At 58.4% G+C, this 26050-nt stretch carries 27 protein-coding genes and 1 tRNA gene; 15 read left to right on the top strand and 13 right to left on the bottom strand.

What is annotated here, in order from left to right:
- The first annotated feature begins 205 nt into the window (after window positions 1–205).
- Both PMI22_RS21800 and PMI22_RS21805 read left to right on the top strand, forming a co-directional pair.
- The gene (locus tag PMI22_RS21800; protein WP_007944085.1) at window positions 206–877 is read left to right on the top strand and encodes a response regulator; all 672 of its coding nucleotides are present in this window, start codon (window positions 206–208) and stop codon (window positions 875–877) included.
- Window positions 870–2255 (top strand): sensor histidine kinase, encoded by a 1386-nt coding sequence (locus tag PMI22_RS21805; RefSeq protein ID WP_007944084.1) that lies wholly within the window; start codon window positions 870–872, stop codon window positions 2253–2255. The genes PMI22_RS21800 and PMI22_RS21805 overlap by 8 nt, the downstream gene beginning before the upstream one ends.
- Before the next feature lie 126 nt (window positions 2256–2381).
- Here the strand turns inward: PMI22_RS21805 and PMI22_RS21810 are convergent, their stop codons facing one another.
- Together PMI22_RS21810 and ygfZ are read right to left on the bottom strand one after the other, a co-directional pair.
- Window positions 2382–3203 carry an HDOD domain-containing protein gene (locus PMI22_RS21810; RefSeq protein WP_007944083.1) on the bottom strand — a complete coding sequence of 274 codons (822 nt, stop codon included), beginning with the start codon at window positions 3201–3203 and terminating at the stop codon, window positions 2382–2384.
- Between the two features lie 35 nt (window positions 3204–3238).
- Window positions 3239–4180 carry a CAF17-like 4Fe-4S cluster assembly/insertion protein YgfZ gene (gene ygfZ, locus PMI22_RS21815; protein WP_007944082.1) on the bottom strand — a complete coding sequence of 314 codons (942 nt, stop codon included), beginning with the start codon at window positions 4178–4180 and terminating at the stop codon, window positions 3239–3241.
- 149 nt (window positions 4181–4329) lie between these two features.
- On the opposite strand from ygfZ, the gene PMI22_RS21820 reads away from it, so the two are divergent.
- Together PMI22_RS21820 and PMI22_RS30375 are read left to right on the top strand one after the other, a co-directional pair.
- Window positions 4330–4584, top strand: coding sequence for an FAD assembly factor SdhE (locus PMI22_RS21820; RefSeq protein ID WP_007944081.1), 255 nt, complete (start codon window positions 4330–4332; stop codon window positions 4582–4584).
- Window positions 4568–5020, top strand: a complete 453-nt coding sequence (locus tag PMI22_RS30375) for a protein YgfX (RefSeq protein WP_081502755.1) — start codon at window positions 4568–4570, stop codon at window positions 5018–5020. Before PMI22_RS21820 ends, PMI22_RS30375 begins: the two co-directional genes overlap by 17 nt.
- Here the strand turns inward: PMI22_RS30375 and nadB are convergent.
- Window positions 4989–6605, bottom strand: a complete 1617-nt coding sequence (gene nadB / locus PMI22_RS21825) for an L-aspartate oxidase (RefSeq protein ID WP_007944080.1) — start codon at window positions 6603–6605, stop codon at window positions 4989–4991. The two genes, PMI22_RS30375 and nadB, sit on opposite strands and share 32 nt — an antisense overlap.
- Window positions 6606–7160: 555 nt before the next feature.
- Between nadB and rpoE the strand changes: the two genes are divergently transcribed.
- The 4 genes from rpoE (at window position 7161) to PMI22_RS21845 (ending at window position 10929) form a co-directional block, all read left to right on the top strand.
- Window positions 7161–7742 carry an RNA polymerase sigma factor RpoE gene (gene rpoE, locus PMI22_RS21830; protein ID WP_007944079.1) on the top strand — a complete coding sequence of 194 codons (582 nt, stop codon included), beginning with the start codon at window positions 7161–7163 and terminating at the stop codon, window positions 7740–7742.
- Between the two features lie 30 nt (window positions 7743–7772).
- A complete protein-coding gene (locus PMI22_RS21835) occupies window positions 7773–8360 on the top strand; it encodes a sigma-E factor negative regulatory protein (protein WP_007944078.1) in 588 nt (195 codons plus the stop codon).
- An 8-nt stretch (window positions 8361–8368) separates the two neighbouring features.
- Window positions 8369–9325, top strand: a complete 957-nt coding sequence (locus tag PMI22_RS21840) for a MucB/RseB C-terminal domain-containing protein (protein WP_007944077.1) — start codon at window positions 8369–8371, stop codon at window positions 9323–9325.
- 176 nt (window positions 9326–9501) lie between these two features.
- The gene (locus tag PMI22_RS21845) at window positions 9502–10929 is read left to right on the top strand and encodes a DegQ family serine endoprotease (RefSeq protein ID WP_007944076.1); all 1428 of its coding nucleotides are present in this window, start codon (window positions 9502–9504) and stop codon (window positions 10927–10929) included.
- A gap of 73 nt (window positions 10930–11002) precedes the next feature.
- Here the strand turns inward: PMI22_RS21845 and PMI22_RS21850 are convergent, their stop codons facing one another.
- Window positions 11003–12436: a M48 family metalloprotease gene (locus PMI22_RS21850; protein ID WP_007944075.1), complete on the bottom strand. Its 1434-nt coding sequence runs from the start codon at window positions 12434–12436 to the stop codon at window positions 11003–11005.
- Between the two features lie 97 nt (window positions 12437–12533).
- Between PMI22_RS21850 and PMI22_RS21855 the strand changes: the two genes are divergently transcribed.
- Both PMI22_RS21855 and PMI22_RS21860 read left to right on the top strand, forming a co-directional pair.
- Window positions 12534–12773, top strand: a complete 240-nt coding sequence (locus PMI22_RS21855; protein ID WP_007944074.1) for a sulfurtransferase TusA family protein — start codon at window positions 12534–12536, stop codon at window positions 12771–12773.
- Between the two features lie 31 nt (window positions 12774–12804).
- Window positions 12805–13875, top strand: coding sequence for an AI-2E family transporter (locus PMI22_RS21860; protein WP_007944073.1), 1071 nt, complete (start codon window positions 12805–12807; stop codon window positions 13873–13875).
- Window positions 13876–14012: 137 nt separating this feature from the next.
- On the opposite strand, the gene PMI22_RS21865 is transcribed toward PMI22_RS21860, so the two are convergent.
- Both PMI22_RS21865 and PMI22_RS21870 read right to left on the bottom strand, forming a co-directional pair.
- Window positions 14013–14486: a peroxiredoxin gene (locus PMI22_RS21865; protein ID WP_007944072.1), complete on the bottom strand. Its 474-nt coding sequence runs from the start codon at window positions 14484–14486 to the stop codon at window positions 14013–14015.
- A gap of 10 nt (window positions 14487–14496) precedes the next feature.
- Complete coding sequence (locus PMI22_RS21870; protein WP_007944071.1) at window positions 14497–15057, bottom strand: glycine cleavage system protein R; 561 nt, start codon at window positions 15055–15057, stop codon at window positions 14497–14499.
- 327 nt (window positions 15058–15384) lie between these two features.
- On the opposite strand from PMI22_RS21870, the gene dapA reads away from it, so the two are divergent.
- From dapA to PMI22_RS21895, 5 genes are all read left to right on the top strand, one after another.
- Window positions 15385–16263 (top strand): 4-hydroxy-tetrahydrodipicolinate synthase, encoded by an 879-nt coding sequence (gene dapA, locus PMI22_RS21875; protein WP_007944070.1) that lies wholly within the window; start codon window positions 15385–15387, stop codon window positions 16261–16263.
- Window positions 16264–16280: 17 nt separating this feature from the next.
- A complete protein-coding gene (gene bamC, locus PMI22_RS21880; protein WP_007944069.1) occupies window positions 16281–17396 on the top strand; it encodes an outer membrane protein assembly factor BamC in 1116 nt (371 codons plus the stop codon).
- Window positions 17397–17400: 4 nt separating this feature from the next.
- Window positions 17401–18159 carry an MBL fold metallo-hydrolase gene (locus PMI22_RS21885; protein ID WP_007944068.1) on the top strand — a complete coding sequence of 253 codons (759 nt, stop codon included), beginning with the start codon at window positions 17401–17403 and terminating at the stop codon, window positions 18157–18159.
- A 28-nt stretch (window positions 18160–18187) separates the two neighbouring features.
- Window positions 18188–18901 carry a phosphoribosylaminoimidazolesuccinocarboxamide synthase gene (gene purC, locus PMI22_RS21890; RefSeq protein WP_007944067.1) on the top strand — a complete coding sequence of 238 codons (714 nt, stop codon included), beginning with the start codon at window positions 18188–18190 and terminating at the stop codon, window positions 18899–18901.
- Between the two features lie 83 nt (window positions 18902–18984).
- Window positions 18985–19074: transfer RNA gene (locus PMI22_RS21895), tRNA-Ser, on the top strand.
- A 140-nt stretch (window positions 19075–19214) separates the two neighbouring features.
- Here PMI22_RS21895 and PMI22_RS21900 read toward each other — a convergent pair.
- The 7 genes from PMI22_RS21900 to PMI22_RS21925 form a co-directional block, all read right to left on the bottom strand.
- On the bottom strand, window positions 19215–19505 hold the full coding sequence (locus PMI22_RS21900) for a DUF3077 domain-containing protein (protein ID WP_007944065.1): 291 nt from the start codon (window positions 19503–19505) through the stop codon (window positions 19215–19217).
- 455 nt (window positions 19506–19960) lie between these two features.
- Window positions 19961–20104 (bottom strand): hypothetical protein, encoded by a 144-nt coding sequence (locus PMI22_RS32440; RefSeq protein WP_157214409.1) that lies wholly within the window; start codon window positions 20102–20104, stop codon window positions 19961–19963.
- Between the two features lie 4 nt (window positions 20105–20108).
- Window positions 20109–21515 carry a lipid II flippase MurJ gene (locus PMI22_RS21905; protein WP_007944063.1) on the bottom strand — a complete coding sequence of 469 codons (1407 nt, stop codon included), beginning with the start codon at window positions 21513–21515 and terminating at the stop codon, window positions 20109–20111.
- The gene (locus tag PMI22_RS21910) at window positions 21516–22337 is read right to left on the bottom strand and encodes an acyltransferase (protein WP_007944062.1); all 822 of its coding nucleotides are present in this window, start codon (window positions 22335–22337) and stop codon (window positions 21516–21518) included.
- A complete protein-coding gene (locus PMI22_RS21915; RefSeq protein WP_007944061.1) occupies window positions 22334–23728 on the bottom strand; it encodes an O-antigen ligase family protein in 1395 nt (464 codons plus the stop codon). Before PMI22_RS21915 ends, PMI22_RS21910 begins: the two co-directional genes overlap by 4 nt.
- Window positions 23728–24831, bottom strand: coding sequence for a glycosyltransferase family 4 protein (locus tag PMI22_RS21920; RefSeq protein WP_007944059.1), 1104 nt, complete (start codon window positions 24829–24831; stop codon window positions 23728–23730). The genes PMI22_RS21915 and PMI22_RS21920 overlap by 1 nt, the downstream gene beginning before the upstream one ends.
- Window positions 24822–26036 (bottom strand): glycosyltransferase family 4 protein, encoded by a 1215-nt coding sequence (locus PMI22_RS21925; RefSeq protein WP_007944057.1) that lies wholly within the window; start codon window positions 26034–26036, stop codon window positions 24822–24824. The genes PMI22_RS21920 and PMI22_RS21925 overlap by 10 nt, the downstream gene beginning before the upstream one ends.
- Window positions 26037–26050 lie beyond the last annotated feature (14 nt).

Below are 26050 nucleotides of genomic sequence, written 5' to 3'. Positions count from 1 at the left end.
CGTCATGGCGTTTTTCGGGAGCTACATTTCCAAGCACTATTGGAAGGTCGGCATTCGAAACCTCCGTGGGCCGACTCTAACGGGCCAACCTTTCACTAACCTTTCAGCAGGCATTCACGGTTTACAGGCTTCACAGCAGCGGATGCGGCTGTAAACTTCGCGCCAAAGAATGGCGTCGACCATCCCCTGAATGAGGTAAAGATCCATGCGTGTTCTGCTCGTCGAAGACCACTTGCAGCTGGCCGAAAGTGTCGCCCAGGCGCTCAAGAGCACCGGTCTGACGGTGGACGTGCTGCACGATGGCGTGGCCGCAGACCTGGCGTTGAGCAGCGAGGAATACGCCATGGCCATTCTCGATGTCGGCTTGCCGCGCATGGACGGGTTTGAAGTGCTCGCGCGTTTGCGCTCCCGGGGGAAAAACCTGCCGGTGCTGATGTTGACCGCTCGCAGCGACGTCAAGGATCGAGTCCATGGCCTGAACCTTGGCGCTGACGATTACCTCGCCAAACCTTTTGAGCTGACCGAACTTGAAGCACGGGTCAAAGCCTTGTTGCGCCGCAGTGTGCTGGGCGGCGAGCGTCAGCAGCGTTGCGGCGTGCTGGCCTATGACCTGGACACCCGGCGCTTCACCCTCGGCGAAGAATTGCTCACCCTGACCTCGCGCGAACAGGCGGTTCTTGAGGCATTGATCGCCCGGCCCGGGCGAGTGATGAGCAAAGAACAACTGGCCTCCCAGGTGTTCGGTCTGGACGAAGAAGCCAGCCCGGACGCGATCGAAATCTACGTGCACCGCTTGCGCAAAAAGCTCGATGGACAGCCGGTCGCGATCGTGACCTTCCGCGGTCTTGGCTACTTGCTGGAAAGTCGCGATGCATAAGCCCAGCAGTCTGCGCTGGCGGTTGCTGTGGAACCTCGCGCTGTTGCTGGTGGTGTTAATGCTGGCCAGCGGGTTGAGCGCGTACTGGAATGGTCGCGAAGCGGCCGACACCGCCTATGACCGTACCTTGCTGGCGTCGGCGCGAACCATCGCGGCGGGTGTCTCCCAGCGTGACGGCACGCTCAGCGCCGACGTGCCTTACGTGGCGCTGGATACGTTTGCCTATGACAGTGCGGGTCGGATTTTTTACCTGGTCAATGACATCCACCAGAATCTGATTTCCGGTTACGAAAACCTCCCCGCGCCACCGCCAGGAACGCCACGCACCGATGACTACCCGGCGCTGGCACGGTTTTACAACGCGACGTATCGCGGGCAGAACGTGCGGGTGGTCAGCCTGCTCAAGCCGGTCAGCGAACCGAACATGAATGGCATGGCGGAAATTCGTGTCGCGGAAACCGATGAAGCGCGAGTCAGCATGGCGCGCAGTCTGGCGGCGGACACCTTGTTGCGCCTGGGCATGCTGGCGATTGGCGCGCTGCTGCTGGTGTGGTTTGCGGTGAGTGCGGCGCTGCGCCCGCTGGAACGCTTGCGCACGGCGGTGGAAGAGCGCCAGTCGGATGATCTGCGGCCGTTGCCGTTGGTGGAAGTGCAACACGAGTTGTGGCCGTTGGTACGGGCGCTCAATCACTTTACCGAGCGGCTGCGCGAGCAGTTCGAGCGTCAGGCTCAATTCATCGCCGATGCCGCCCATGAATTGCGTACGCCGTTGGCGGCGCTCAAGGCGCGGCTTGAGCTTGGCCTGCGGGCAAGTGAGCCCGAAACCTGGCGCAGTACCCTGGAAACCGCTGCCCAGGGCACGGATAGATTGACGCATCTGGCCAATCAATTGCTGTCTTTGGCACGTGTCGAAAACGGTGCCCGGGCCATTGCCGAGGGCGGTGCGCAGTTGCTGGACTTGAGTCAGTTGGCGCGGGAATTGGGCATGGCCATGGCGCCGCTGGCTCACGCACGCGGCGTAGCCCTGGCACTGGAGGCGGACGAGCCGGTGTGGCTGCGCGGTGAACCGACACTGTTGAACGAACTGCTGAGTAATCTGGTGGATAACGCACTGGCTCATACGCCGTCGGGAGGCAATGTGATTCTGCGGGTTACGGCACCCGCGGTCCTGGAAGTTGAGGATGATGGGCCGGGGATTCCGGTTGATGAGCGGGACAAGGTTTTCGAGCGCTTTTACCGGCGTAACCAGCAGGTGGCCGGGTCGGGGCTGGGCCTGGCGATTGTCGGCGAGATCTGCCGCGCGCATCTGGCGCAGATCAGCCTGCACGATGGGGAGACGGCGGGGTTGAAGGTTCGGGTGAGTTTTATTGCCGGGTAGTTTTTGTGTTGTTTGGACTGGCCCCATCGCGAGCAGGCTCGCTCCCACATTTAACCGAGTTCCTCTTGGAGAAATGCGGTCGAATGTGGGAGCGGGCTTGCTCGCGAAGGGGGCGCTGCGCTCTGGCTAGTAAAACATCGACCGCGATTCTTCCAGGTCCCGGCACATCGTCTCGTTCTGCGGATCGATCCCCAGCTTCTTGAACGCCGGCACGTTGAACACATCAATTCGAGCCAGCGGATGGTCGCTGTCCTTATGGCAATACAGACTGGCCACTTGCACCAGATCGACATAATCAACCTGGTCAGACTGACGATTGAAGTCCAGGTACTGGCCTGGCACCTTCACGAGTTTATCGGGGAACTCCCAAACCCTGAGCAGTTTGTCGCCGATCAACGGATGAATGCGGTCGATCACATGGTTGAGGCTGACCGGGTCAGAAAGCAACTGATAGTGATCTTCGGCGTAGGTCAGAATTGGCAACACGCCGATCTGATGCACCAGACCACCGAGGGCTGCCTGGTCGGCTTTGAGTTGTGTGTAATGGCGGCACAAGGCATAGCTGATCCCGGCGATCTCCAGGCTTTTGCGCCAGACATCGTGCATCTTCTGCTGCACCACCTCGGAGCGGGCGTGGAAAATCTGTTCCATCACCAGGCCGATCGCCAGATTGCTGCTGTAGTTGACGCCCAACCGTGTGATCGCCGTGTGCAGGTCGTTCACTTCTTGAGTCGCGCGCAGCAGCGGGCTATTGACCACTTTGATCAGGCGCGCCGATAACGCCGTATCGCGGCCGATGACCTTGCTCAGGGTGCTGACGCTGATTTCCGGGTCTTCAGCGGCCTTGCGAATCTGCATGGCCACTTCCGGTAATGTTGGCAGAACCAGGTCATCGTTATCGATGGCCTCAACCAAATCCTGTTGGACCTTTTCCGCCAGATCGCTCATTTAGATTCTCTAGGGTGTTGCAACAAATGCTGCTGTTAACGCTGGATCTCGCGATCGCGGTCCAGTGAGTAAGGCAGATCGAGCAATTTCAGGGCAGGTCCTTCCAGGGTGCCGAGATGAATGTCACCACCCTCAGCGGCTTCGGCTTGCAACACGGCCAGGAGTTCAACGTGTTGCTCCGCGTTGGCCGCCAGGACCACTTCGCCGATGGAACTGCCATGGGACGGGGAAAGCAGTGGCGTGCCGGGAGCGGGCAGTGCGCTGGCGTCCAGGGTCAGACGATACAAGCGGCGCTTGAGTTTGCCCAGATACTGCATGCGCGCGACGATTTCCTGGCCGGTGTAGCAACCTTTCTTGAAACTCACACCACCGACGGCTTGCAGATTGAGCATCTGTGGGATGAACAGTTCGCGTGTCTCTGGCATGACCTGACCGATCCCTGCGCGGATCTGGCCCAGTAACCATTGGTTCAGAGGGCCTTCGGCCAACAAAGCGGAAAGTTTGCCCTTGATGGCGTCGGCCTGATCAGCGGCGACCCACAGTTCAGCACGATCCGGCGAGACGCGAATAGCGATCACACCGTCATGACGCACGACACTGTCGGTGTCTGCCGGCAACTCAAGACCGAGGCTGCTCAGCGCGGCGTCGCCATGATCGAGGCCAAAGCGAACCCAGGCGGCGCTTTCGTCAGTCAGTTTCGATTTGGAGAACACGGCGTACTTTTTCAGATCGGCCAACTGTGGTTCCAGCAGTTCGGTGGCCATCGCCATCAGAACGCCATCGCCTTCCAGCAAAATGCGGAAACTGGACTGCATCCGGCCTTTTTGCGTGCAGCGGGCGCCAAGGCTGGCCTGGGTATCGCTCAGGTAATTGAGGTTGCAGGTCAGTTGGCCTTGCAGGAATTTGCCGGCATCCGCGCCGCGGACCGCGAGAACGCCTTCGTGAGACAGGGTGCAGAAAAAAGCAGAATCGGCCATGGGTCTTCGCAGGGTAAAAAGTCTGGAGGACATCATAAGGGGGCGACCATGAAATGGGTAGTTTACAAAAGGTCGGTAGTGCCCGACCAAAGCCGACTGTTAGATGCTGCCGGGGGCTGTATACTTGCCGCCTATTTGAGGAGCGCTCCATGGTCGAAGATGTTGAACTGAATCGCCTCTACTGGCACAGCCGTCGCGGCATGCTTGAGCTGGACGTCTTGCTGGTGCCGTTTGTGAAAGAGGTCTACCCGCACCTCAATGATGTCGACCGCGATTGCTACCGCAAGCTGCTTGAGTGCGAAGATCAGGACATGTTCGGCTGGTTCATGGAGCGCGCCGAATCCGAAGATCCGGAGCTTCAGCGCATGGTTCGCATGATCCTGGATCGTGTCCAGCCCAAGTAATACGTTCGAATGCCGCTGGCATGCCTCACGGCAATTGCTGGCGGCGTATCTTCTGGCCCAGCTGTTCGCGCTGGGTTCGTTGTTTCTTCTGTCTATACCGGTCTGGGCCAGTCTGCTCGGCGCTTTGTGCTGTCTGGCGCATGGCGTTTGGGCATTGCCGCGTCAGATTTTACTGACACACCCGCAGGCTTTTCGCGGCCTGCGACGTGACGCCGATGGTTGGCAGTTATGGAGTCAGGCGCGGGGATGGCAGGCGGTGCAGCTGCGACCGGACAGTCTCGCACTGCCATTGATCGTGGTGCTAAGGTTTCGTCTTCGGGGCGAACGACAGGTCAGATCGATCTGCGTACCCCGCGATTCGCAGGCGGCGGATGTGCACCGACGCCTGCGGGTTCGACTTGCGTTCAGCCGGCGTAGGTGGGCGGCACCAGAATAGTGTCCAGGGCAACCGGGAGCATATTGGGGTAGTCGAGGGTGTAATGCAGACCCCGGCTTTCTTTACGCTCCATGGCTGACTGGATCATCAGTTCGGCTACCTGTGCCAGGTTGCGCAACTCGATCAAATCGCGGCTGACTTTATAGTTGCTGTAGAACTCATCAATTTCGTCCAGTAACAGTCGCACGCGGTGCTGGGCCCGCTGCAAGCGTTTGTTGGTTCGCACGATACCGACGTAGTCCCACATGAATCGCCGCAGTTCGTCCCAGTTGTGCGCAATGATCACGTCTTCATCGGAATCGGTGACCTGGCTAGCATCCCAAATCGGCAGGGCGTCTGGAATCGACACGTGCGGCAATTGTTGAAGAATGTCCGCCGCCGCCGAACGAGCGTAAACGAAACACTCCAGCAGCGAGTTGCTGGCCATGCGGTTGGCGCCGTGCAGGCCGGTGAAACTGGTTTCGCCAATGGCATACAGCCCCGGGACGTCGGTGCGGCCGTGCTGATCGACCATCACGCCGCCGCAGGTGTAGTGCGCCGCCGGAACCACCGGGATCGGTTGCTTGGTGATGTCGATGGAAAATTCGAGGCAGCGTTCGTACACCGTTGGAAAGTGCGTCTTGATGAACGCTTCGGATTTGTGGCTGATGTCCAGATAGACGCAGTCGATACCCAGGCGCTTCATCTCATGGTCGATGGCCCGGGCAACGATGTCCCGTGGTGCCAGTTCTGCACGCTGGTCGAAGCGCGGCATGAAACGTTCACCGTTAGGCAGCTTCAAGTGCGCACCTTCGCCGCGCAGGGCTTCGGTGACCAGGAAACTTTTTGCCTGCGGGTGGTATAGGCAAGTGGGGTGGAACTGGTTGAACTCCAGGTTTGCCACCCGGCAGCCAGAACGCCAAGCCATGGCGATGCCATCACCGCAGGCGCCGTCGGGGTTGCTGGTATAGAGATAGACTTTGGCCGCGCCACCGGAGGCGAGGATGACAAAGCGAGCGCCGTAGGTGTCGACCTCACCGGTTTCGCGATTTAGAACATAGGCGCCAAGGCAGCGGTCGCCTTCCAGTCCCAGGCGTTTTTCCGTGATCAGGTCAATTGCGACGCGCTGTTCCAGCAATTCGATGTTAGGCCGTTGTTTGGCCTGGGCCAGCAATGTTCTGAATATCGCGGCGCCCGTGGCATCGGCGGCATGAATGATGCGCCGATGGCTGTGGCCGCCTTCGCGGGTCAGGTGAAACTCGAACCCGCCGTCTTCGGTGCCAGACTGTTCATCGCGGGTAAACGGCACGCCTTGGTCGATCAGCCACTGGATCGCCTCTTTGCTGTGTTCGACGGTAAAACGAACAGCGTCTTCATGACACAGGCCGCCGCCGGCATTGAGGGTGTCATCGACGTGAGACTCAACGGTGTCGGCGTCATCCAGAACGGCAGCGACGCCACCCTGGGCCCAGAATGTCGAGCCGTTGGCGAGGTCGCCTTTGCTCAGTACCGCAATGCGCAAATGATCGGGCAAGGTCAGCGCAAGACTCAAACCGGCAGCACCGCTGCCAATCACCAGAACATCATGTTGAAACTGTTGGCTCATTTCAGGATTCCGCTCAAAGCGACCCGGGTCGGGGTTGGCGCATGACTGCTGGAACGGCGAGTCAAGTCTGCCACACAGCCCACTAGTATATAGAGGGGGCGCGCGGCACAATACCCGAGCGCATATGGCATTGTGAAACTACTGTGACGGTAAGTACCCGACGCTTCGTCGGATGGTTTTTGGGTCGTAACCACGATAAGACGACTGTATCGCCGATTTAACAGTATTTTTCTATTCGCGGTTGCACAATCTCGGTGCCGTCCATTTATAAATATGGAACTTTTGCCAAAGGCCCAAGATCAATAGACGGTTGCCAGATTCAAGGGACAGTGTCGGCTTCAGGGCAGGATCTGTGGTTTGATCCTTGCTGGCGAATCCGATGACAAGATTATTCGCGCAGCCGGGTAACCCGCGCTGCGCTTTTCGTGCGTGCCAAATCAGAGCCCGCAGGAAACTTGCTTGGAGGGGAGAACTTTTGCGAAAAGCCCGAGTCTATGTTTGCAAGTCTGGTCGTTCAGTTATGCAAGCCTCCTCCGAGCTTATCGAGGAGTGTTCATGCTAACCCAGGAAGAGGATCAGCAGCTGGTCGAGCGCGTTCAGCGTGGCGACAAGCGAGCTTTCGATCTGCTAGTGCTGAAATACCAGCACAAAATTCTCGGGTTGATCGTGCGTTTTGTGCACGACACCCATGAAGCCCAGGATGTGGCGCAGGAAGCCTTTATCAAGGCCTACCGGGCCCTAGGAAATTTTCGCGGAGACAGCGCGTTTTATACGTGGCTTTACCGCATCGCCATCAACACGGCGAAAAACTATCTGGTTTCACGCGGCCGTCGGCCGCCGGATAGCGATGTCAGTTCCGAGGATGCAGAGTTCTACGATGGCGATCATGGCCTCAAGGATCTCGAGTCGCCAGAACGTGCGTTGCTGCGGGATGAGATCGAAGGCACCGTCCATCGAACCATTCAGCAACTGCCAGAAGATTTGCGTACGGCTTTAACTTTACGTGAATTCGATGGTCTGAGTTACGAGGACATTGCAGCCGTCATGCAGTGTCCGGTGGGTACCGTGCGCTCCCGGATTTTCCGCGCTCGGGAAGCCATCGATAAAGCCCTGCAGCCGTTGTTGCAGGAAAACTGAGACAGCGGCGATAGCCAAGAGAGGAACGCCATGAGTCGTGAAGCCCTGCAGGAATCGCTGTCCGCAGTGATGGATAACGAAGCGGACGAACTGGAATTGCGTCGGGTATTAAACGCCCTTGACGATGTTGAAACCCGTGAGACCTGGGCTCGTTATCAAATCGCTCGGGCAGTCATGCACAAAGACTTGCTGCTTCCACGCCTGGATATCGCTGCGGCAGTGTCTGCTGCGTTGGCCGACGAAGCCGTACCGGCAAAAGCCTCCCGTGGTCCATGGCGCAGCCTGGGTCGTCTGGCAGTTGCCGCTTCGGTCACTCTTGCTGTACTGGCTGGCGTTCGTTTGTACAACCAGGACGAGATCGCTGGTGTCGAACTGGCTCAGCAATCCAGTCAACCGGGTCTGGCCGTTCCGCAAGTTAAAGGCCCCGCTGTATTAGCAGGCTACAATGAGAGTTCGGATGCCACTGGCCCTATGGCCAACGGTGTATTGCAAGGTCAGCCGGGCTGGCATGATCAGCGTTTGCCAGGCTACTTGCGCCAACATGCTCAACAAGCTGCATTAAAAGGCACTGAAAGTGCGCTGCCTTATGCTCGTGCAGCAAGCCTGGAAAACCGTTAAGGAGGATCATGCGCTCCATACCTCTATTCTCGCTTCTGCTCGCAGGCTGGTTTGTTGTTCCAGCCCACGCAGATGAAGCCCAGGACTGGTTGGCCCGTATGGGGCAGGCCGAGCAACAGCAAAGCTTTCGCGGTACTTTCGTCTACGAGCGTAACGGTAGTTTTTCTACCCATAACATCTGGCATCGCGTCCAGGATGGCAAAGTCCGAGAGCGTTTACTCCAGCTCGATGGCTCGGCGCAGGAAGTCGTGCGCATTGATGGGCATACTCAATGCGTCAGCGGCACTCTGATAGCAGGACTGGGGGATTCACCCAACTCTGCTGCTCGTGCACTGGATCCACAAAAGTTAAAGAATTGGTACGACATTGCCGTCATCGGCAAGTCGCGGGTGGCTGGGCGTGCGGCAGTGATTGTTTCGCTGATGCCACGTGATCAGCACCGATACGGATTTGAGCTTCATCTGGATAAAGAGACCGGCCTGCCTCTCAAGTCATTGCTGCTCAATGACAAAGGGCAATTGCTGGAGCGATTCCAGTTTACGCAACTGGACACCGCCAAGGTGCCCTCCGACAGCGACTTGCAGGCAGGCGACGATTGCAAGGTTGTCACCCTCGACAGTGACAAGGCGTCCGCCGTTAAAACGGCCCAAGTCTGGCATTCGGATTGGTTGCCACCCGGTTTCGAGTTGACCAGCAGCAGTGCTCGAAAGGACCCGCAGACCAAAACCCAGGTCAACAGTTTGATGTATGACGATGGCCTGGCGCGTTTCTCGGTATTCCTTGAACCATTGAATGGCGCAACCGTGACGGACACTCGCACTCAGTTGGGCCCGACTGCCGCAGTATCCCGGCGTCTGACCACACCTCAAGGCGAAATGATGGTGACTGTGGTGGGTGAGATCCCGATAGGCACTGCTGAACGGATTGCGTTATCGATGCGCACTGATGCGACTGCAACCAAGTAGTGAAGTGGCGAAATGTTTGGTGAGCATTTCAATTTGCAAATAATCCTGAATTTTTCTATAGGTTAGAGTTTCTCGGCTCTGGCCTTTTGTTGTTTCCGGAACAAAAATACCGGCGTATTGTTCCCGGTGTCCCTTGCTCCATATCGCTTAACCATGCTCGTCGTAACGGGAGCCGTATGTCGATTCCACGCTTAAAGTCTTACCTCGCCATTTTTTCCACCGTGCTGGTCCTCGGCCAGGCGGTAACTGCTCAAGCAGTCGAATTGCCTGATTTCACCCAGATCGTCGAGCAAGCCTCGCCTGCCGTGGTGAACATCAGTACCACACAGAAACTGCCTGATCGCAAAGTCTCCGGGCAAATGCCGGATCTTGAAGGCTTGCCGCCAGCGCTGCGCGAGTTCTTTGAAAGGGGTATGCCTCAACAGCCGCGTTCGCCTCGAGGTGATCGCCAGCGAGAAGCTCAGTCTCTGGGCTCGGGTTTCATCATCTCGCCTGATGGTTATATCCTGACCAACAACCATGTGATTGCCGACGCCGACGAAATCCTCGTGCGTCTCGCTGATCGCAGTGAACTGAAAGCCAAACTGGTCGGCACCGATCCACGCTCCGACGTGGCGTTGCTGAAGATCGAAGGCAAGGACCTGCCGGTTCTCAAACTCGGTAAATCCCAGGACCTGAAAGCCGGTCAGTGGGTTGTCGCCATCGGTTCGCCGTTTGGTTTCGACCATACCGTGACACAAGGCATTATCAGTGCCATCGGGCGCAGTCTGCCGAACGAAAACTATGTGCCGTTCATCCAGACCGACGTGCCGATCAACCCGGGTAACTCTGGCGGTCCGCTGTTCAACCTGAATGGCGAGGTGGTCGGAATCAACTCGCAAATCTATACCCGCTCCGGGGGCTTCATGGGTGTGTCGTTCGCGATCCCTATCGATGTCGCCATGGATGTTTCCAATCAACTCAAAGATGGCGGCAAAGTCAGCCGTGGCTGGTTGGGAGTGGTGATTCAGGAAGTGAACAAGGACCTGGCTGAGTCCTTTGGTCTTGAGAAGCCGGCCGGTGCACTGGTGGCCCAGATCCAGGACGACGGTCCGGCTGCCAAGGGTGGCTTGCAAGTCGGCGATGTTATTCTGAGCATGAACGGTCAGCCAATTATCATGTCGGCGGATTTGCCACACCTGGTGGGCGCTCTGAAAGCGGGCTCCAAGGCCAATCTTGAAGTGATTCGCGAAGGCAAGCGCAAGAACGTCGAGCTAACGGTTGGCGCGATTCCAGACGAAGACAAAGATACGGTTGCGATGCCTAAATCGGGCGTTGAAATCAGCAGTAATCGTTTGGGCGTTTCCGTTACCGAACTGACCGATGAGCAGAAGAAAACCTACGACCTCAAAGGTGGTGTGGTGATCAAGGAAGTTCAGGAGGGCCCTGCCTCCCTGATCGGTTTGCAGCCTGGCGACATCATCACTCATCTGAACAATCAGGCCATTGGCTCCAGCAAGGAGTTCACCGACATTGCCAAGGCGCTGCCGAAGAACCGTTCGGTTTCGATGCGGGTTCTGCGCCAGGGTCGTGCCAGCTTCATCACCTTCAAACTGGCTGATTAAGCCGGTTGTTGGCTGAATAAAAAAACCGCCTCGAAAGAGGCGGTTTTTTTTACTCGCATTTTACCGCTGAAAGTCAGCCCATCATGTCCTTGATCATGCGCTCCTGTTCCATCAGCTCACGTTGACGCGCATCGATGCGCGACGATAGTGGGAAGTTGGTGCCGGCCTTGCGCTTGGCGAAATCCAGTTGCTGAATGGCCTGGCGATAGTCGCCGACCAACGCAAAGTACTCTGCCCGAGCCTGATGCAGGCCGATGATGTTGCCCGACAGGCCGCGAGTTTCGGCTACCTGATACCACACGTCCGGATCGTCAGGACGCGTCTTGAGCAAACCTTCCAGTGCCTTCTCAGCATCGGCAGTGCGGTCCTGTTTCAGCAGCAAATCGATTCGTATCTGATTGAGCGGGTAGTTACCAGGGTACTGAGCGAGCATCCGGTCGACGCGAGATTGAGCATCCGGCAGGCGACTGTTGGTCATGTCCAGATCGATCTGCGCCAGGTTATAGATGATCTCGTTCGGCGATTTTTCCAGCAGCAGTTTTAGGTTCTCCCGAGCCTCGTTCAACCGGCCGCCCTTGATTTGGGCAATTGCCAAACCATAGCGTGCAACATCATTTTTCGGGTTTTCATCAAGCATGGCACGGAAGCGCTTGGCGCCCAAGCCGGGGGTTTCTTCATAGTACAACTGGACTCGGGCACGAATCAGCTGATACCGCATGGTGTCTTCGATGCCACCCTGTGGGGCCTGTTCCGCGCGGTTGCGGGTGTCGGCGATTCGAGACTCGGTGACCGGGTGAGTCATCAGAAATTCCGGCGGCTTGGCGTCGAAACGGTACTGGCGCGCCAAACGTTCAAACATGGATGGCATCGAGCGCGGGTCGTAACCGGCTTTTTCCATATTGAGAATGCCGATGCGGTCGGCTTCCTGTTCGTTCTGGCGCGAGAACCGCCGTTGCTCCTGGATCGCCGCCGCTTGACTACCTGCAATGGCCGCCATCCCGGCATTGCCACCTCCGGCTGCCGCAATCACGATCCCGGCCAGCAAGGCGGCCATCATCGGCACTTGCATGCGCTGCTGGGCTTCAATGCCACGGGCAAAGTGACGTTGCGACAAGTGAGCCAACTCGTGAGCCATAACCGACGCGTACTCGCCCTCGGTCTGCGCATTGAGGAACAAGCCGCCGTTGACCCCGACAATCCCGCCCGGCGCCGCAAAGGCGTTGAGTTGCGGGCTATTGATCAGGATGAATTCCAGCCGCCGGTCATTCACCTGGCTGGTTTCGAGCAATCGGTAAACGCTGGATTCGACGTAATTCTTGAGCTGTGGATCGTTGAGCTGCGAGACCTGGCTGCGCAATAGCGCCAGCCAGGCACGGCCTAGCTGATATTCCTGTTGCGGCGAGACGATGGCAGAACTGGCGTCGCCAAGTGACGGCAGGTCGTCGGCGAAGCCCGGTGAGGCAAGCAGGCAAGCGAGCGTCAGCAGGGTAGGGCGCAAAAAAGTCATGCACAAAGCCTTAGTCGACAAAGTCCTTACTGTAGCCGGACACTGGGCTTGCGACCAGATATTCTAAGCCTCTCAACGACGTGCCAGGAGTGAAGTAATGACCGACGCTGTAGCCCATGATGCCGAACTGGACGCCAGCGGCCTGAATTGTCCGTTGCCGTTGCTCAAGGCCAAGCTGGAACTCAATCGCCTGGCCAGTGGCGCGGTGCTCAAGGTGATCGCCACGGATGCCGGTTCTCAGCGCGACTTCCGCACCTTTGCCCGATTGTCCGGTCATACGCTGCTTCGTGAAGAAGATGAGGCGGGTGTTTACCGCTACTGGTTAAAAAAAGCCTGAAACCTGCTGCGTTCGTTCCTAAGGAATATTGATGTTCAAAGTGTTACGCGACTGGGTTCAGCGCTACTTTTCCGACGAAGAAGCCGTAGTGCTGGCGGTGCTGCTGTTTCTGGCATTCACCGCCGTGCTCACCTTGGGGGGCATGCTCGCGCCGGTACTGGCCGGGATGGTGCTGGCGTATCTCATGCAAGGCCTGGTGACCACCCTCGAGCGCTTGCGCATGCCCGGCGGTGTGGCGGTGGGACTGGTCTTCGCGCTGTTCATGGGGGCGCTGCTGGTCTTTTTGATTGTCTTGGTGCCATTGCTCTGGCATCAATTGCTTACTCTGTTCAACGAACTACCCGGCATGCTCGCAAAATGGCAGTCGTTGTTATTGCTGTTGCCCGAGCGCTACCCGCACATGGTGTCCGATGAACAAGTTTTGCAGTTCATCGAAGTGGCGCGCGGCGAGATCGGCAAGTTCGGCCAATGGGCGCTGACGTTTTCACTGTCGAGTCTGCCGCTGCTGGTGAACATCATGATCTACCTTGTTCTGGTGCCGATTCTGGTGTTCTTCTTTCTGAAAGATCGGGAAATGATCGGCCAGTGGGTACGCGGGTATCTGCCCCGTGAGCGGGCGCTGATCACTCGCGTCGCTCACGAAATGAACCGGCAGATCGCCAACTATATTCGCGGCAAGGTCATCGAGATTTTCATCTGTGGTGGTGTGACCTACATCGGCTTCGTTGTTCTCGGGCTCAACTACGCAGCGTTGTTGGCTTTGCTGGTGGGCGTCTCGGTGGTGGTGCCTTACGTCGGCACTGTGGTGGTGACCGTGCCGGTCATGCTGATTGCGCTGTTCCAATGGGGTTGGAGCGATCAGTTCATCTATTTGATGGCGGTCTACGGAATTATTCAGGTGCTGGACGGCAACGTGCTGGTGCCGTTGCTGTTTTCGGAGGCGGTCAACCTGCACCCGGTAGCGATCATTTGCGCGGTGCTGTTGTTTGGCGGGTTGTGGGGATTTTGGGGGGTGTTCTTTGCGATTCCGCTGGCGACGCTGTTCAAAGCCGTGCTGGATGCGTGGCCGCGCAAGGAGCCAGAGGTCGCGCCGCTGCTTTAAGCATCATTCTGGAAAATGAGGTGAGGCAAAGGGCCTCTTCGCGAGCAGGCTCGCACCCACAGGTGATTTGTGGTGAACACAAAACCAAGGTGGGACCGAGCCTGCTCGGGAAGGCGTCTGAACAGGCACCCAATCAATCAGGTTTTGTCGAGGGCCTGAGCAGCCGCCAATACCGTATCCACATGCCCCGGCACCTTCACGCCACGCCATTCCTGACGCAGGACACCGTCCTTGTCGATCAGGAATGTGCTGCGATCAACGCCCATGTATTCCTTGCCATACAGTTTCTTCAGCTTGATCACATCAAACAACAGGCAAAGTGCTTCTTCCTTGTCGCTGATCAGCTCGAAGGTGAACGCCTGCTTGGCCTTGAAGTTCTCATGGGACTTGAGGCTGTCGCGCGAAACGCCAAACACTTCGGTGTTCGCCGCTTTAAAAGCCTCAAGTTGATCGCGAAAGCCCTGACCTTCGGTCGTGCAGCCTGGCGTGCTGTCCTTCGGGTAGAAGTAAATCACTACCTGCTTGCCTTTAAGGCCCGCGAGGCTGACGGTCTGTCCATTGGTGGCGGGTGCTTCGAAGTCGGCGACCGGTTGGTCGATGGCAACGGCCATGAAAGCTTCCTTACATTGGGTTTTGTGGGCGCCACGGTTCAATCAGGGCATCCAGATTCAGCGCATCTGCGAAATCCAGGAACTGATCGCGCAGCCAGCTGATTTGCACGCCGGCCGGCAACGTCACGGTAAACGTGGCGTTGAGCATGGTGCCGCCGGTTTGCGGTGCCTGATACGTGTCGCAGGTCAGGTTTTCCAGCTCGACGTTGTGGTCCATGAAGAACTGACACAGCTCGTTGATGATGTCCGAGCGATAGGCCGAGCTGACATAAGCCACATAAGGCAGCGCCTGAGGACGATTCTCCAGCGCCGCGCTACGCACCACATTGACGGTGAACGCATGCTTTTTGGAGAGGCTCGACAGGCTGCCTTCCAGGCGCGCCAGGGCGTCCCAGCTGCCGGAAATCTCGAGGATCAACGCACTGCACTCGCCATGACGGGTCAGGCGGGAAGTGACCACGGCGCAGCGGTTTTCATGGCTGGCGCGGCACAGGACGTTAGTCAGCTCCATGGGGTTGGCGCCGAGGGCACTGATGACAAGGAATTGTTCGCGAACTGTGGGGGTGGACATGCAGCATTCCTAAAGCGATGAGCGGTCGATACGTCTAAGGGCTTTTTTCCGGGAACGAGCCTGCGGATGCGAATTCAGAAAACCCGGGCCACAAGGTTGCAACATGCTCCAGTGAGGCAGGAGCGAGGGGTGGCAACGCTGGATCGGGGCTTGTGATGCCGTAAATGGAGGCTGGAAACTGGCGTACGAGCTTATCAGTACCGATCAAAGTCTGAAGGGTAGCGAAAAGCAGCGCCAAGGGGAATGGCGGCAGCGCAGTACTTCGCTTGTACAAGCATCTTGGCGCCAGTACCATTACGGCTCTCTTTTTCCGGCAGGAGCGGTTGCATGATTGCGGGCAGTATGGTGGCACTGGTCACACCCATGGATGCACAAGGTCGTCTTGACTGGGACAGCCTGAGCAAACTGGTGGACTTTCACCTGCAAAACGGCACCCACGCCATCGTGGCGGTCGGCACTACAGGTGAATCGGCCACCCTCGACGTGAACGAGCACATCGAAGTGATTCGTTACGTGGTCAAGCAGGTTGCAGGGCGCATTCCGGTGATCGCCGGGACTGGCGCGAACTCGACTCGCGAAGCCATCGAGCTGACCACCAATGCGAAGATCGCCGGTGCCGACGCTTGCCTGCTGGTGACTCCGTATTACAACAAGCCGACCCAGGAAGGCCTGTACCAGCACTTCAAGGCCATCGCCGAAGCTGTCGATATCCCGCAAATTCTCTACAACGTGCCCGGCCGTACAGCGTGCGACATGCTGACCGAAACCGTGATCCGCCTGTCGACCGTGAAAAATATCATTGGCATCAAGGAAGCCACCGGCGACCTGAGCCGTGCTAAAGCCATCATTGATGGCGTGAGCGAAGATTTCGTGGTGCTATCCGGTGACGACGCCACCGCAGTCGAGCTGATGCTGCTTGGCGGTAAAGGCAACATATCGGTCACCGCCAACGTCGCGCCGCGCGACATGAGCGACCTGTGCAACGCGGCCCTGAAAGGCGACGCCGTGACCGCCCGCGCGATCCACGAAAAGCTGATGCCGCTCAATAAAACCCTGTTTATCGAATCCAACCCTATTCCCGTGAAATGGGCACTGCATGAAATGGGCTTGATGCCGGACGGTATTCGTCTGCCGCTCACCTGGCTCAGTGCGGCCTGTCACGAACCGCTGCGACAGGCCATGCGCCAGTCCGGCGTCCTGGTTTAATTGAGGAAGTACAACGCATGAAGCGAATGGCCGGACTTTCCGCACTTGCCTTGATTATCTCCAGCACGAGTGGCTGTGGATGGGTCTGGGGCCCGGAAGGTTATTTCCGTGACCGTGGTAGCGATTACCTGGAAGCGCAACAAACTGCACCGATGCAATTGCCACCGAATATCACAGACGCCAAACGTCTGGATCCGCTGCTGCCGATCCCGCGTAACGTGGCTGATGACACCGCCAAGGGCGAATACATCGTTCCTCGTCCGCAGCCGCTGGCGGCATCGGCCGATGCCAGCCCTTACTCCCTGCAGAAAGTCGGCGATACGCGCTCGATCCTGGCGCAGAACCCACCGGCCGAAATCTGGCCAGTGGCTGTGCAGTTCTTCCTGGACAACGGTTTCCGCCTGGATGAACAGCGCCCGCAAACCGGCGAATTCACCACCACCTGGCAGCATTCCGACGAACTGTCCGCCGCAATGGCCAAGCGTATGAGCGCCGCCGGTGTCAGCACCGACAGCCAAACCCGCGTTCGGGTACGTATCGAGCCGGGCGTACAGCGCAACACCAGTGAAATCTATGTGGTCAGCGCCGAGCGTCCTGCCGGCAGCACTGCGGATGTGGAGTTCACCAATCGTTCGCTCAACACCGGCCTGGATGCGGCACTGACCAACGACCTGCTCGCGAGCATGAGCCGCATTTCGGAGAAGGGCGGTTCAGTCTCCATGCTGGCTTCGCGTGATGTTGATACACCGGGTCGTGTCAGCCTGAGCGAAGATGGTAGCGGCAACCCGATTCTGATCGTCGGCGACGACCTGGATCGTGCCTGGTCGAGCGTCGGTCGTGCGCTGGAACAGGGCGAATGGCGTGTTGAAGACATCAACCGCAGCCTGGGCCTGTACTACATCAATTTGTCTGAAAAAGCCGAGAGTAAAGACGACAAACCTGGTTTCTTCAGCAGCCTGTTCGGTACCGCTCCGAGCAAGGAAGAAGTGGAAGCCCGCGCCGAGCGTTATCAGGTCCGCCTGAGCAAGGTCGGCGAAAACATTCAGGTCACCGTCGAGAAAAACATCAACACCGTGGCGCCGGCAGACGTGGCGCGCAAAGTGTTGAGCGAGATTCAGGACAACCTGGGCTGATCACATGCGTTTTGCCGTTCTCGGCAGCGGTAGCCAAGGGAACGGCACGCTGATAGCCAGCGATGACACGTATGTGTTGGTGGATTGTGGTTTCTCCCTGCGAGAAACCGAAAAACGCTTGCTGCGCCTGGGTGTAAACCCGGCGCAGTTGAGCGCGATACTCGTGACCCACGAACATGCCGACCACGTGCATGGCGTGGGTTTGCTGTCTCGGCGCTACAATCTGCCTGTCTACCTCAGTCGCGGGACCCTGCGCGGGATGCGCAAACCGATTGAACCGGCTGGCCTTCTGGCCGACGGCGAGAAACTGCAGATCGGCGCTCTGAGCATCGGCGTCATTGCCGTGGCTCACGATGCACAGGAGCCGACGCAATACGTCTTCAGCGACGGTGAGCGGCGCTTCGGCCTGTTGACCGACCTGGGCTCGTATTGCAACAAGGTGCTGGACGGCTATCGGGATCTCGATGCGTTGATGATCGAGTCCAACCATTGCCGTGACATGCTGGCTCGCGGTCATTACCCCTACTTTCTGAAGCAGCGGGTGGGCGGTGAACTGGGGCATTTGAACAACCACCAGGCGGCATTCCTGGTGTCCGAGTTGGGCTGGCAAGGCCTGCAACACCTGGTCCTGGCCCATCTGAGCAGCAAGAACAACCTGCCGCAGCTGGCCCGGCAATGTTTTGTCGACACCCTCGGGTGCGACCCGGACTGGCTGCAACTGGCCGATCAAGATTCAGGGCTCGACTGGCGATACATCGCCTAGCCCACCTACTTAGCAAGCGGAGCCCATCATGGAAAAACGTGAAGAACTCTACCGCGGCAAAGCCAAATCGGTTTACAAGACCGACGACGCTAACCGCTTGATCCTGCTGTTTCGCAACGATACGTCGGCGTTCGACGGCAAGCGCATCGAGCAGCTCGACCGCAAAGGCATGGTGAACAACAAGTTCAACGCCTTCATCATGCAGAAACTCGAAGCCGCCGGCGTGCCGACCCAATTCGACAAACTGCTGGGCGACAACGAATGCCTGGTGAAAAAACTCGACATGATCCCGGTCGAGTGCGTTGTGCGTAACTACGCCGCCGGTAGCCTGGTCAAGCGCCTGGGCGTCGAAGAAGGCATGAAGCTCAACCCTTACACCTTCGAACTGTTCCTGAAGGACGACGCCAAGGGCGATCCGTTCATCAACGAATCCCACGTCGTGGCGTTCGGTTGGGGCACGGCCGAGCAACTGGTTCGCATGAAAGAACTGTCGCTCAAGGTCAACGAAGTCCTGAGCAAACTGTTCGACGACGCGGGCCTGCTGCTGGTCGACTTCAAACTCGAATTCGGCGTATTCCACGACGGCTCCATCGTCCTGGGCGACGAATTCAGCCCGGACGGCTGCCGCCTGTGGGACAAGGCCACCGGTAAGAAAATGGACAAGGACCGCTTCCGTCAGGGCCTCGGTGACGTCATCGAAGCCTACGAAGAAGTCGCCAATCGTCTGGGCGTACCGCTTTAATCGACGCAAGCATCTGATAGCACGGAAAAATTTCGCTCAGGGGGTTCGCTTCCGGCGAAAGTGTTGTTATGATGCGCGCCGTTGGAGAGATGCCAGAGTGGCCGAATGGGACGGATTCGAAATCCGTTGTACCTTCACCGGTACCTAGGGTTCGAATCCCTATCTCTCCGCCATTACATAGAAAAAGCCCCGTAACTGAAAAGTTACGGGGCTTTTTCGTTTCTGACGTTTCGTTCAGGATATTTTCAGATGCGCTTTCAACCAGAGTTGGAGGCCCCTGATAACTCGTGCGAATACTCAGAATGCCGAGCCACTAACCTGCTGTCTTTTCACTCTTCCAAACAGGTCGTGGCGAAACAGCCTTCACCACATCATCGATCAGCGCTTTTCCCATCGCCGTCAAATAGTGTGCAGCCCAAGCATGACGGTCGGTGTCTTTTGCATAAGCTGCGTCCTCAGTGAGCGCCTTGGCCAGGAACAGGAAGTCCGAGGCCTGTGCCAATGCAACATTGATGGGCACACCCGCGCTGACGTGGAACATTGCATTGTCCGAGCAATAGATGGGGGTGAAGCCGATTGTTTTTGCTTCTGCAGGGTCGGTCATTTTCCACCTCCATTGATGCACAGGTGAAGGCGACGAAGCGGGAGGTTATGTTGTGCAGAATAGCGGTGAGCGAAAGGATGATTTTTAGACGGATTTACTTTGTTCATTTTCAGTTCCCTTGATTTGAGGAACTGCCACTTAGCCGTCTCAAAAGCTTGGGTGGCAGCCGTGCGTGGTGTGAGACCCGGCAATCAAGGTAACCGGTAGGCCCGAAGGCCTTCCACGCACAGCCGCCATAAAACCGTATCGCAGGCGAAAAAAACACCGCGATGGGTTCTGTGGCGCTTTGCGCCTTGATTGGTACCCGGGGTCTCACGCCCGATCGCTGAATGTGCAGCGACGTCTGGAGAGTATCCCGACGTAGATATGACCAACAAGGAGGTAACTTGCCCAAAAGCAGAGCAAGCTTACCCTCTTACGCAAGTCTCGGATTTTGCCTACAACCTCGGCGAGAGTCACCCGGATTGTTCGTCGGACACATCGCGGGTATCAAGAATGTCGTTGGCTTTCACTGCGAGTCGGCAAGGGAGCTTCGAGCAGCCTTTGAAGAGGCCGTCACTGATTATCTGGATACGTGCGCCAAGCTTGGGCGCACGCACCGGCTCATCCTTTCCACGGCCTGAGCCAAATCCCCAAAGCGCAGAGCAATAACAACCCGGCGACGGTGCTGAGCCCAAGCTGCAACCACGTATTAAGCAGCGGATGTAAAAACACCGCCGCCAGGCCCAGCAAGACCACGCTCAGGCCCCAGCGAATCGGCCAGCCGAGAAGTGCGAGCAGTTGTTGGCGTTGCATCAGCAACAGATTCGTCAGGATCACACCCCCCAACGCCGCCAGCGGGATGGCCTTCAGCCCGAACAGCACCGGTAAACTGGCCAGCAGGATCGCGTTGAGCAGGCTGCCGAGCAGCTCGCAGTGCAACGGCATTCGGGTGTCGCCAGCGGCGTAGGCGTAGCGCGCGAGCATGGCATTCCAGGCGCCAAATACCAGCGGCGCGGCAAACCATCCCAGTAACGCCGGTAGCGGACCCTCTATGCTCTGGGCTGGCAGCAGCAGTTGAATCAGCGCCGGGCTGGCTCCGACCAATCCCAGAGCAGCGGGCAGACTCAGCAACGTCGCCGCGTCCAAACCTCGGCGCAGCAAGGTTAGGCGCTGTTCGCCCTGTTTGCCGCTCATCAAGCCCAACAACACTTGGTTCAGGCTCATCAGGGCAATCAGCGGCAGGTTGATCAACTTGCGCGCCAGGTTGACCCAGGTCACCACACCTTCCCCCAGGTAGCTGGCGACCAGACGTTCCAGCAAGGCCAGACCTTGACTCGCCACGTTGCTGAGCAGAAGCGGACCAATGCGCCCGAGTAATTCGCGTCCGACGTGCGCTTCGCCGCGCAGGTGCCACGGGCGCCATCCGGATTGCCAGATCGGCGGCAGCAGGGGCACGCACATCAGCAGGCTACCGGCAAAGAGCGCCATCGACAGTTCGGCGCTGAGACTGGCAGAGCCTCGCCAAAACAAATAAATCACAGGTGGCAGGTTGAACAGCAATGAGCCCAACCCCGGCAGGACAAACCGTTGCCGGGCTTGCAGCGGAATGCTGAACAACGCATGCAGCAGCAGCCCCGGCACGCAGGCTGCCAACCAACGCAAATTGGCAGCCGCTTCAGCCTGGGCATCACTGTCCAGCCCCGGGCCGATCAGCCGGACCCAAAGGGGGGCACCCAGCGCGAGCAGCGCATAGAGTCCAAGCCCGACACCCAGCAGGCGCGGAGTCAGACCGGCGAGCCAGCTGCGCTGGAACGTCTCATTGCGTTGTTGGTAGAGGGGCAGGGCCGCAGCAGCCAACAGGCCGGCCGCCAGGGTCATGCGTAAGGCTTCCGGAATAAATACCGCCACCAGAAACGCGTCACTGCGATTGCCCGCACCCCAAGCGGCGACCAGCAGCCATTCGCGGGCAAAGCCGGCTACCAGCCCCGCGAGGGTTGCCAGGGTAAGCCACACGGTGCTGCCAAACATTTAATGAAACAGGGTGAACAGGCCTTTGCCACCCACCTTGTAATTCAAGTTTTGGGGACGTTCACCCATGGGTTTGGCTCCGCTACCGCCAACGATTTTGTAAGGGGCAATGTTCTTCGCCACCAAGGTATTGGCGGTGACCACTGCGCCGCGTCCGATGTGGGTGCTGTGAGCGATCAGCGCCCGCGTGGCGATCCAGGCATAGTCATCGATGTAGATCGGACCGGACACGGACCAGAACTCTGGCGCCGTCAGGTCATGGCTGCCGGCGATAATCAGCACATGGGAGGCAATCGCCACATGGTCGCCGATGATCAAGCCGGCACGGGCATCGACCTGGCAATGCCAGGCAATCACGCTGTCCACGCCCATCACCAGGTTTTCGACACCCAACACTTCGGTGTTGCGCCAGATGCTCGACCCCTTGCCGATTTTCGCCCCGCCCAGACGCAACCAGGCCAAGCGCACGTGATGACTGGGGATCTTGTTGATCAGAATGTTGTAGGCGTGCTCCCAGGCCCGCAAACAGCGATCTTTGAGGGTGATCCAGTTTTTGCCGTAACGCGGCACCAGCGTGCCCGGAATGTCCTGGCTCAAGCGTTGGTACAGGCGCCGTACCAGAGGGTCTTCAATGCTCGCTTCGATGTTCACCGAACAGATGCTGTAGCGCGCCTGCTCGCCATCGCCCTCGACGAAAAACACATCGCGGGTCATGCCCGAGGCAAAGGCCGCGTTCAGGTCTTCGTGGCTGGTGCCCAGCTCAACGGCCAATGATGGCAAGCGGTCGGGCAGGTCAGTAGAGTGAAAAATGCGATGTCTCATACTGGGCTTTCCTTGGGCGTAAAGGGATGAATGATCGAGGGACGCAGGCGGACCTGTTGCAAGCTCAGGCCCATCAACAGCCAGAACAGACCGATCAGGACGAAGGTAAAACTGAAGTAATGGTCGAACAGTCCCGTCAGCAGTGCGGCCAGTAAACCGGCGATGCAGCCCAGCCACAGGGCGTTTTCCCGGGTGACCTGACGTACGTCGGTCACCGGTCGGACTTCACGCCACCAGAGCACGGTAACGGTGACAAACAGCAGCATGCCGGGGATGCCGATCTTGTAGATGAAGTTCAGCCACAGGTTGGAAATGCCCGGCAGACCGCTGCCCGGGATGGGCGGGTCGAGCTTGAAGCCAATGCCCAGGGGAAAGCGGGCCATCGCGTCGGGGAATTTCGAGTATTCGTCGAAACGTATTTCGGTACTGGCATTGGTCGCCGAGAAAATCGTCATCAAGCGTTCCTGCAGCGGGGGGTAAAACATCACCAACGCCACCGCGAACGCTGCGCCGATGCCGATGATTCGCCCGCTGTAGGGCACGCGCTTGTAGGTCAGCCAGAGCAGCACCAGCGCCAGCGCGAGAATCGCCCCGCGAGAAATACTCAACAGCAATCCAGCGCAACCGAGTATCGCCACTGCCAGGCCCAATGCACGGCGAAAACCTGATTGCGTCCAGCCATACAACAGCGCCATGGGAATGAACAACACCAGCACGCCGCCGGTGAGGTTGGGGTGGACCCAGGGCGAGGCCATGCGCTGGTAGTTGGCAGAAAAGATGTCTTGCACCGCCTCCGGGTGCGCATATTTGAGGTCGGTAAGAATCGGGATCATCGACATTGCGTTACGGGTCTTGATGAACATGAAGACCGATAGCAGCAGCATCGCCAAATTGCCCAGCAGCAAAGCAATCACTAGCTTGTCGCGATCGGCATCGCTGCGCAGCAGCAAGGGCACCATGAACAGCAGGGACAGGTTCATCAGCCAGCGCACCCAGTTCACCGGGCCATTGCCGTCGGCGTGGATGATGATCATCCCCGCGATGAAGGGAATGATGCTGAATAGCATCAACCAGGCCATGGCCCGTTCGGTCGGACGCCACAGCAGCAGGTTGCGGGTCTGGCCGATGAACGACTGCCAGAAGACCCCGAGCCAGGTCAGCCCCAGCACCGCTTCACTGACCGTGGTGCGAATACCCAACTCCAGGGTGGTGTAAGGAATGCTGGTGGCCAACACCGCAAAGATCAGTAAACCCCATAGGGGTTTGCGCACCAGCGTGAGCGTCACCGCGAGGCCGATCACCACGAAGATCACTTTCATGGGCGGCAGCGCCCAGAGCAGTACACCAAAGACCAGGCCCAGTAGCAGCCCGATGATTTTTCCTGGCGGCATCAGTGGTACAACGCTGCGAGTAAGGTATCCAGGCGCTGACGATAGGCCGGCTCGGCGAATTGCCGGGCCCAGTCGCGTAGCGTTTGAGGATCGGTGGTGGATTCGTCCTGTGCCTGATCAATCAATGCGGTCTTCAGCTGATCGCGATCCCCGGCGTCGAAGCGCCGCGCTGAGGGCGGTGCCACTTCTTCCAGTGCCGAGCCTCTGGCTACCGCCACGGGAGTACCGGCGCTCAGGGCCTCGATCACTGGCAAGCCGAAGCCTTCTGCGTACGAGGGTTGCCAGAGGCAATCGGCGTTGAGGTAGAGCGCGTGCAGTTGGGCATCACTCACGCCGTTGACCCAATGCAGCCCCGGCAGTTCGTTCAGGGCTGGTGGCAGGTCACTGGCGTGACCGACCAGCACTAACTCCGGCACCTGTGGATTCTCCAGGCGACAGGCGTGCCAGTTTTCGACGAAAAATGCCATGTTCTTGCGCGGTTCACGGGTCCCGACCGCCAGCCAATAGCGCTCAGGCAATCCGCTCGGCAATTGACCTGGAGCGTCCTGGTATTCGGGAACCAGATTGTTCAGTACCCGAAATTTCGGTTTGGCCCAAGGAAACAACCTGGCGGCTTCGTTGCATGAAAAGCGTGACGGGCACCAGACTTCGTCGGCGATCCAGATCGACCAGGCAATCGAGGCTGAATCGATCAGCCGATAAGCCAGGGCCTTGAGCCGCGAGCGGTGGAAGTTGCGCTGAGTCAGCTGGAACAGGTCATGCAGAACCAGCACATAACGTGTACCGGCCGGTTTTTGGCCAATCGGCAAGCCCATATTGGCGGTGGCGATATACAGGTCGATCGTGTGTTGGCGGATGGCTGCCGGCAGAAAACTGCGTTCGAATCGCAGTCGTACCTGCGGACGCTGCAAGCCCTCCATCGGGCTCTGCCAGTCAGGGCAGGCCGCCGTCAGACGTTGCGGGTGGTCCAGCGGAGCCTCGCTGAACAGCACCAATTGCGTGTCGTCACGCGCACAAAGCGCTTGTTCGAGGGCTTTGACTTGCCGTGCAATGCCCGAAGAGGGAGCCACCGTGGCGGCGCGATAATCCAAGGCTACACGCATGCTCGTTTCTCCTCTGTCGATGGCAATTTCCGGTAGATCTGTTCCAGTTCGTCGCCGGCCACCGACCAGTCATGATGAGTGCGCGCATAACGACGCGCCGCGTCGGACAGACGTGCGGCGAGAAGCGGTTCACCGAGCAGTCGGACCACCGCGTCGGCCAGGGCCTGAGCGTTTTCACCGAACAGATAGTGTTCGTCGGGATTGATCGCTAACCCGGATGCACCTTGTCCGGTGCTGACCAATGGCAAGCCGGCGGCCATCGCCTCAAGCACTTTGAGCTTGGACCCGCCACCGTGGCGCAGCGCCGCGATGAACAGCGCGCATTGCTCTTGCAATGCAGGCAGGTCCGGAGCGAAGCCGATCCATTCAATGCGGGCGTCGGGCCAGCGTTCGGACCAGGTGTCCGGTAACGCGTACCCGACCACCGCCAGACGTGCCTCAGGACAGGCTTTCCAGATGAGAGGAAATATCTCGTCGAGCATCCATTGGACGGCGTCCAGGTTGGGGGCGTATTCGTAGTTGCCAACGAACAAGATGCGCTGGCTATTTGGGGCGGCTACTACGTTTGCATAGCTGCGACTGTCGACACCGTTGACCACGACTTCAACCGGTGTCGAGGTCAGCTCGCGCATGGCGTGCGCGTCGGTTTCCGTCACGGCCACCACCTGTCGGGCGGCATTGAAGGCTTTGCGTTCCCACTGTCGGCAGCGCCATTGATCGAAACGCACGAACGGCGAGGCCCAACGCGGGAAGCGGTCGTAAGTGGCGCCACCCAGGCTGGACTCGAGGTTGTGCTCGGTGAGGACGAAATCCCGTGACGTGTGCATCAGCGGTTTAAGGTACGGCTGCAAGCTGTAACTGTGCTCGATCTGTATCACATCCCAGGATTCTCGCAACAGTTCACCGAAGCATTGGCGCAAGGGGCGCGACAACCCATTGACAGTGGTCAACAGTGGCCAGGGCGCCAGCAACCCGGCGAACAAGGTCATCGGGTGCTTGAGCGGGCGTCGTGGAATCACGATCATCCGTTCCACCAAAGGTTCGAGTGCCGCACAAACAGCGGCGTCGGCTTCGGTCTTCGATTGCACCAGCAAGGTAATCTGGTGACCCCGTTCGCTCAAGGTGCGCAATAAGTGATATTGCCGGGTCTTTCCGCCGCTGGTCAGAGGCCAGGGCAGGTAGGGCACAATCCAGAGGATCTTCAATTATGGCGCTCCAG

The sequence above is a fragment of the Pseudomonas sp. GM21 genome (assembly GCF_000282215.1).
In the GTDB taxonomy this organism is placed as follows: Bacteria; Pseudomonadota; Gammaproteobacteria; order Pseudomonadales; family Pseudomonadaceae; genus Aquipseudomonas.
This window is presented reverse-complemented; position numbering and strand designations above follow the sequence as displayed.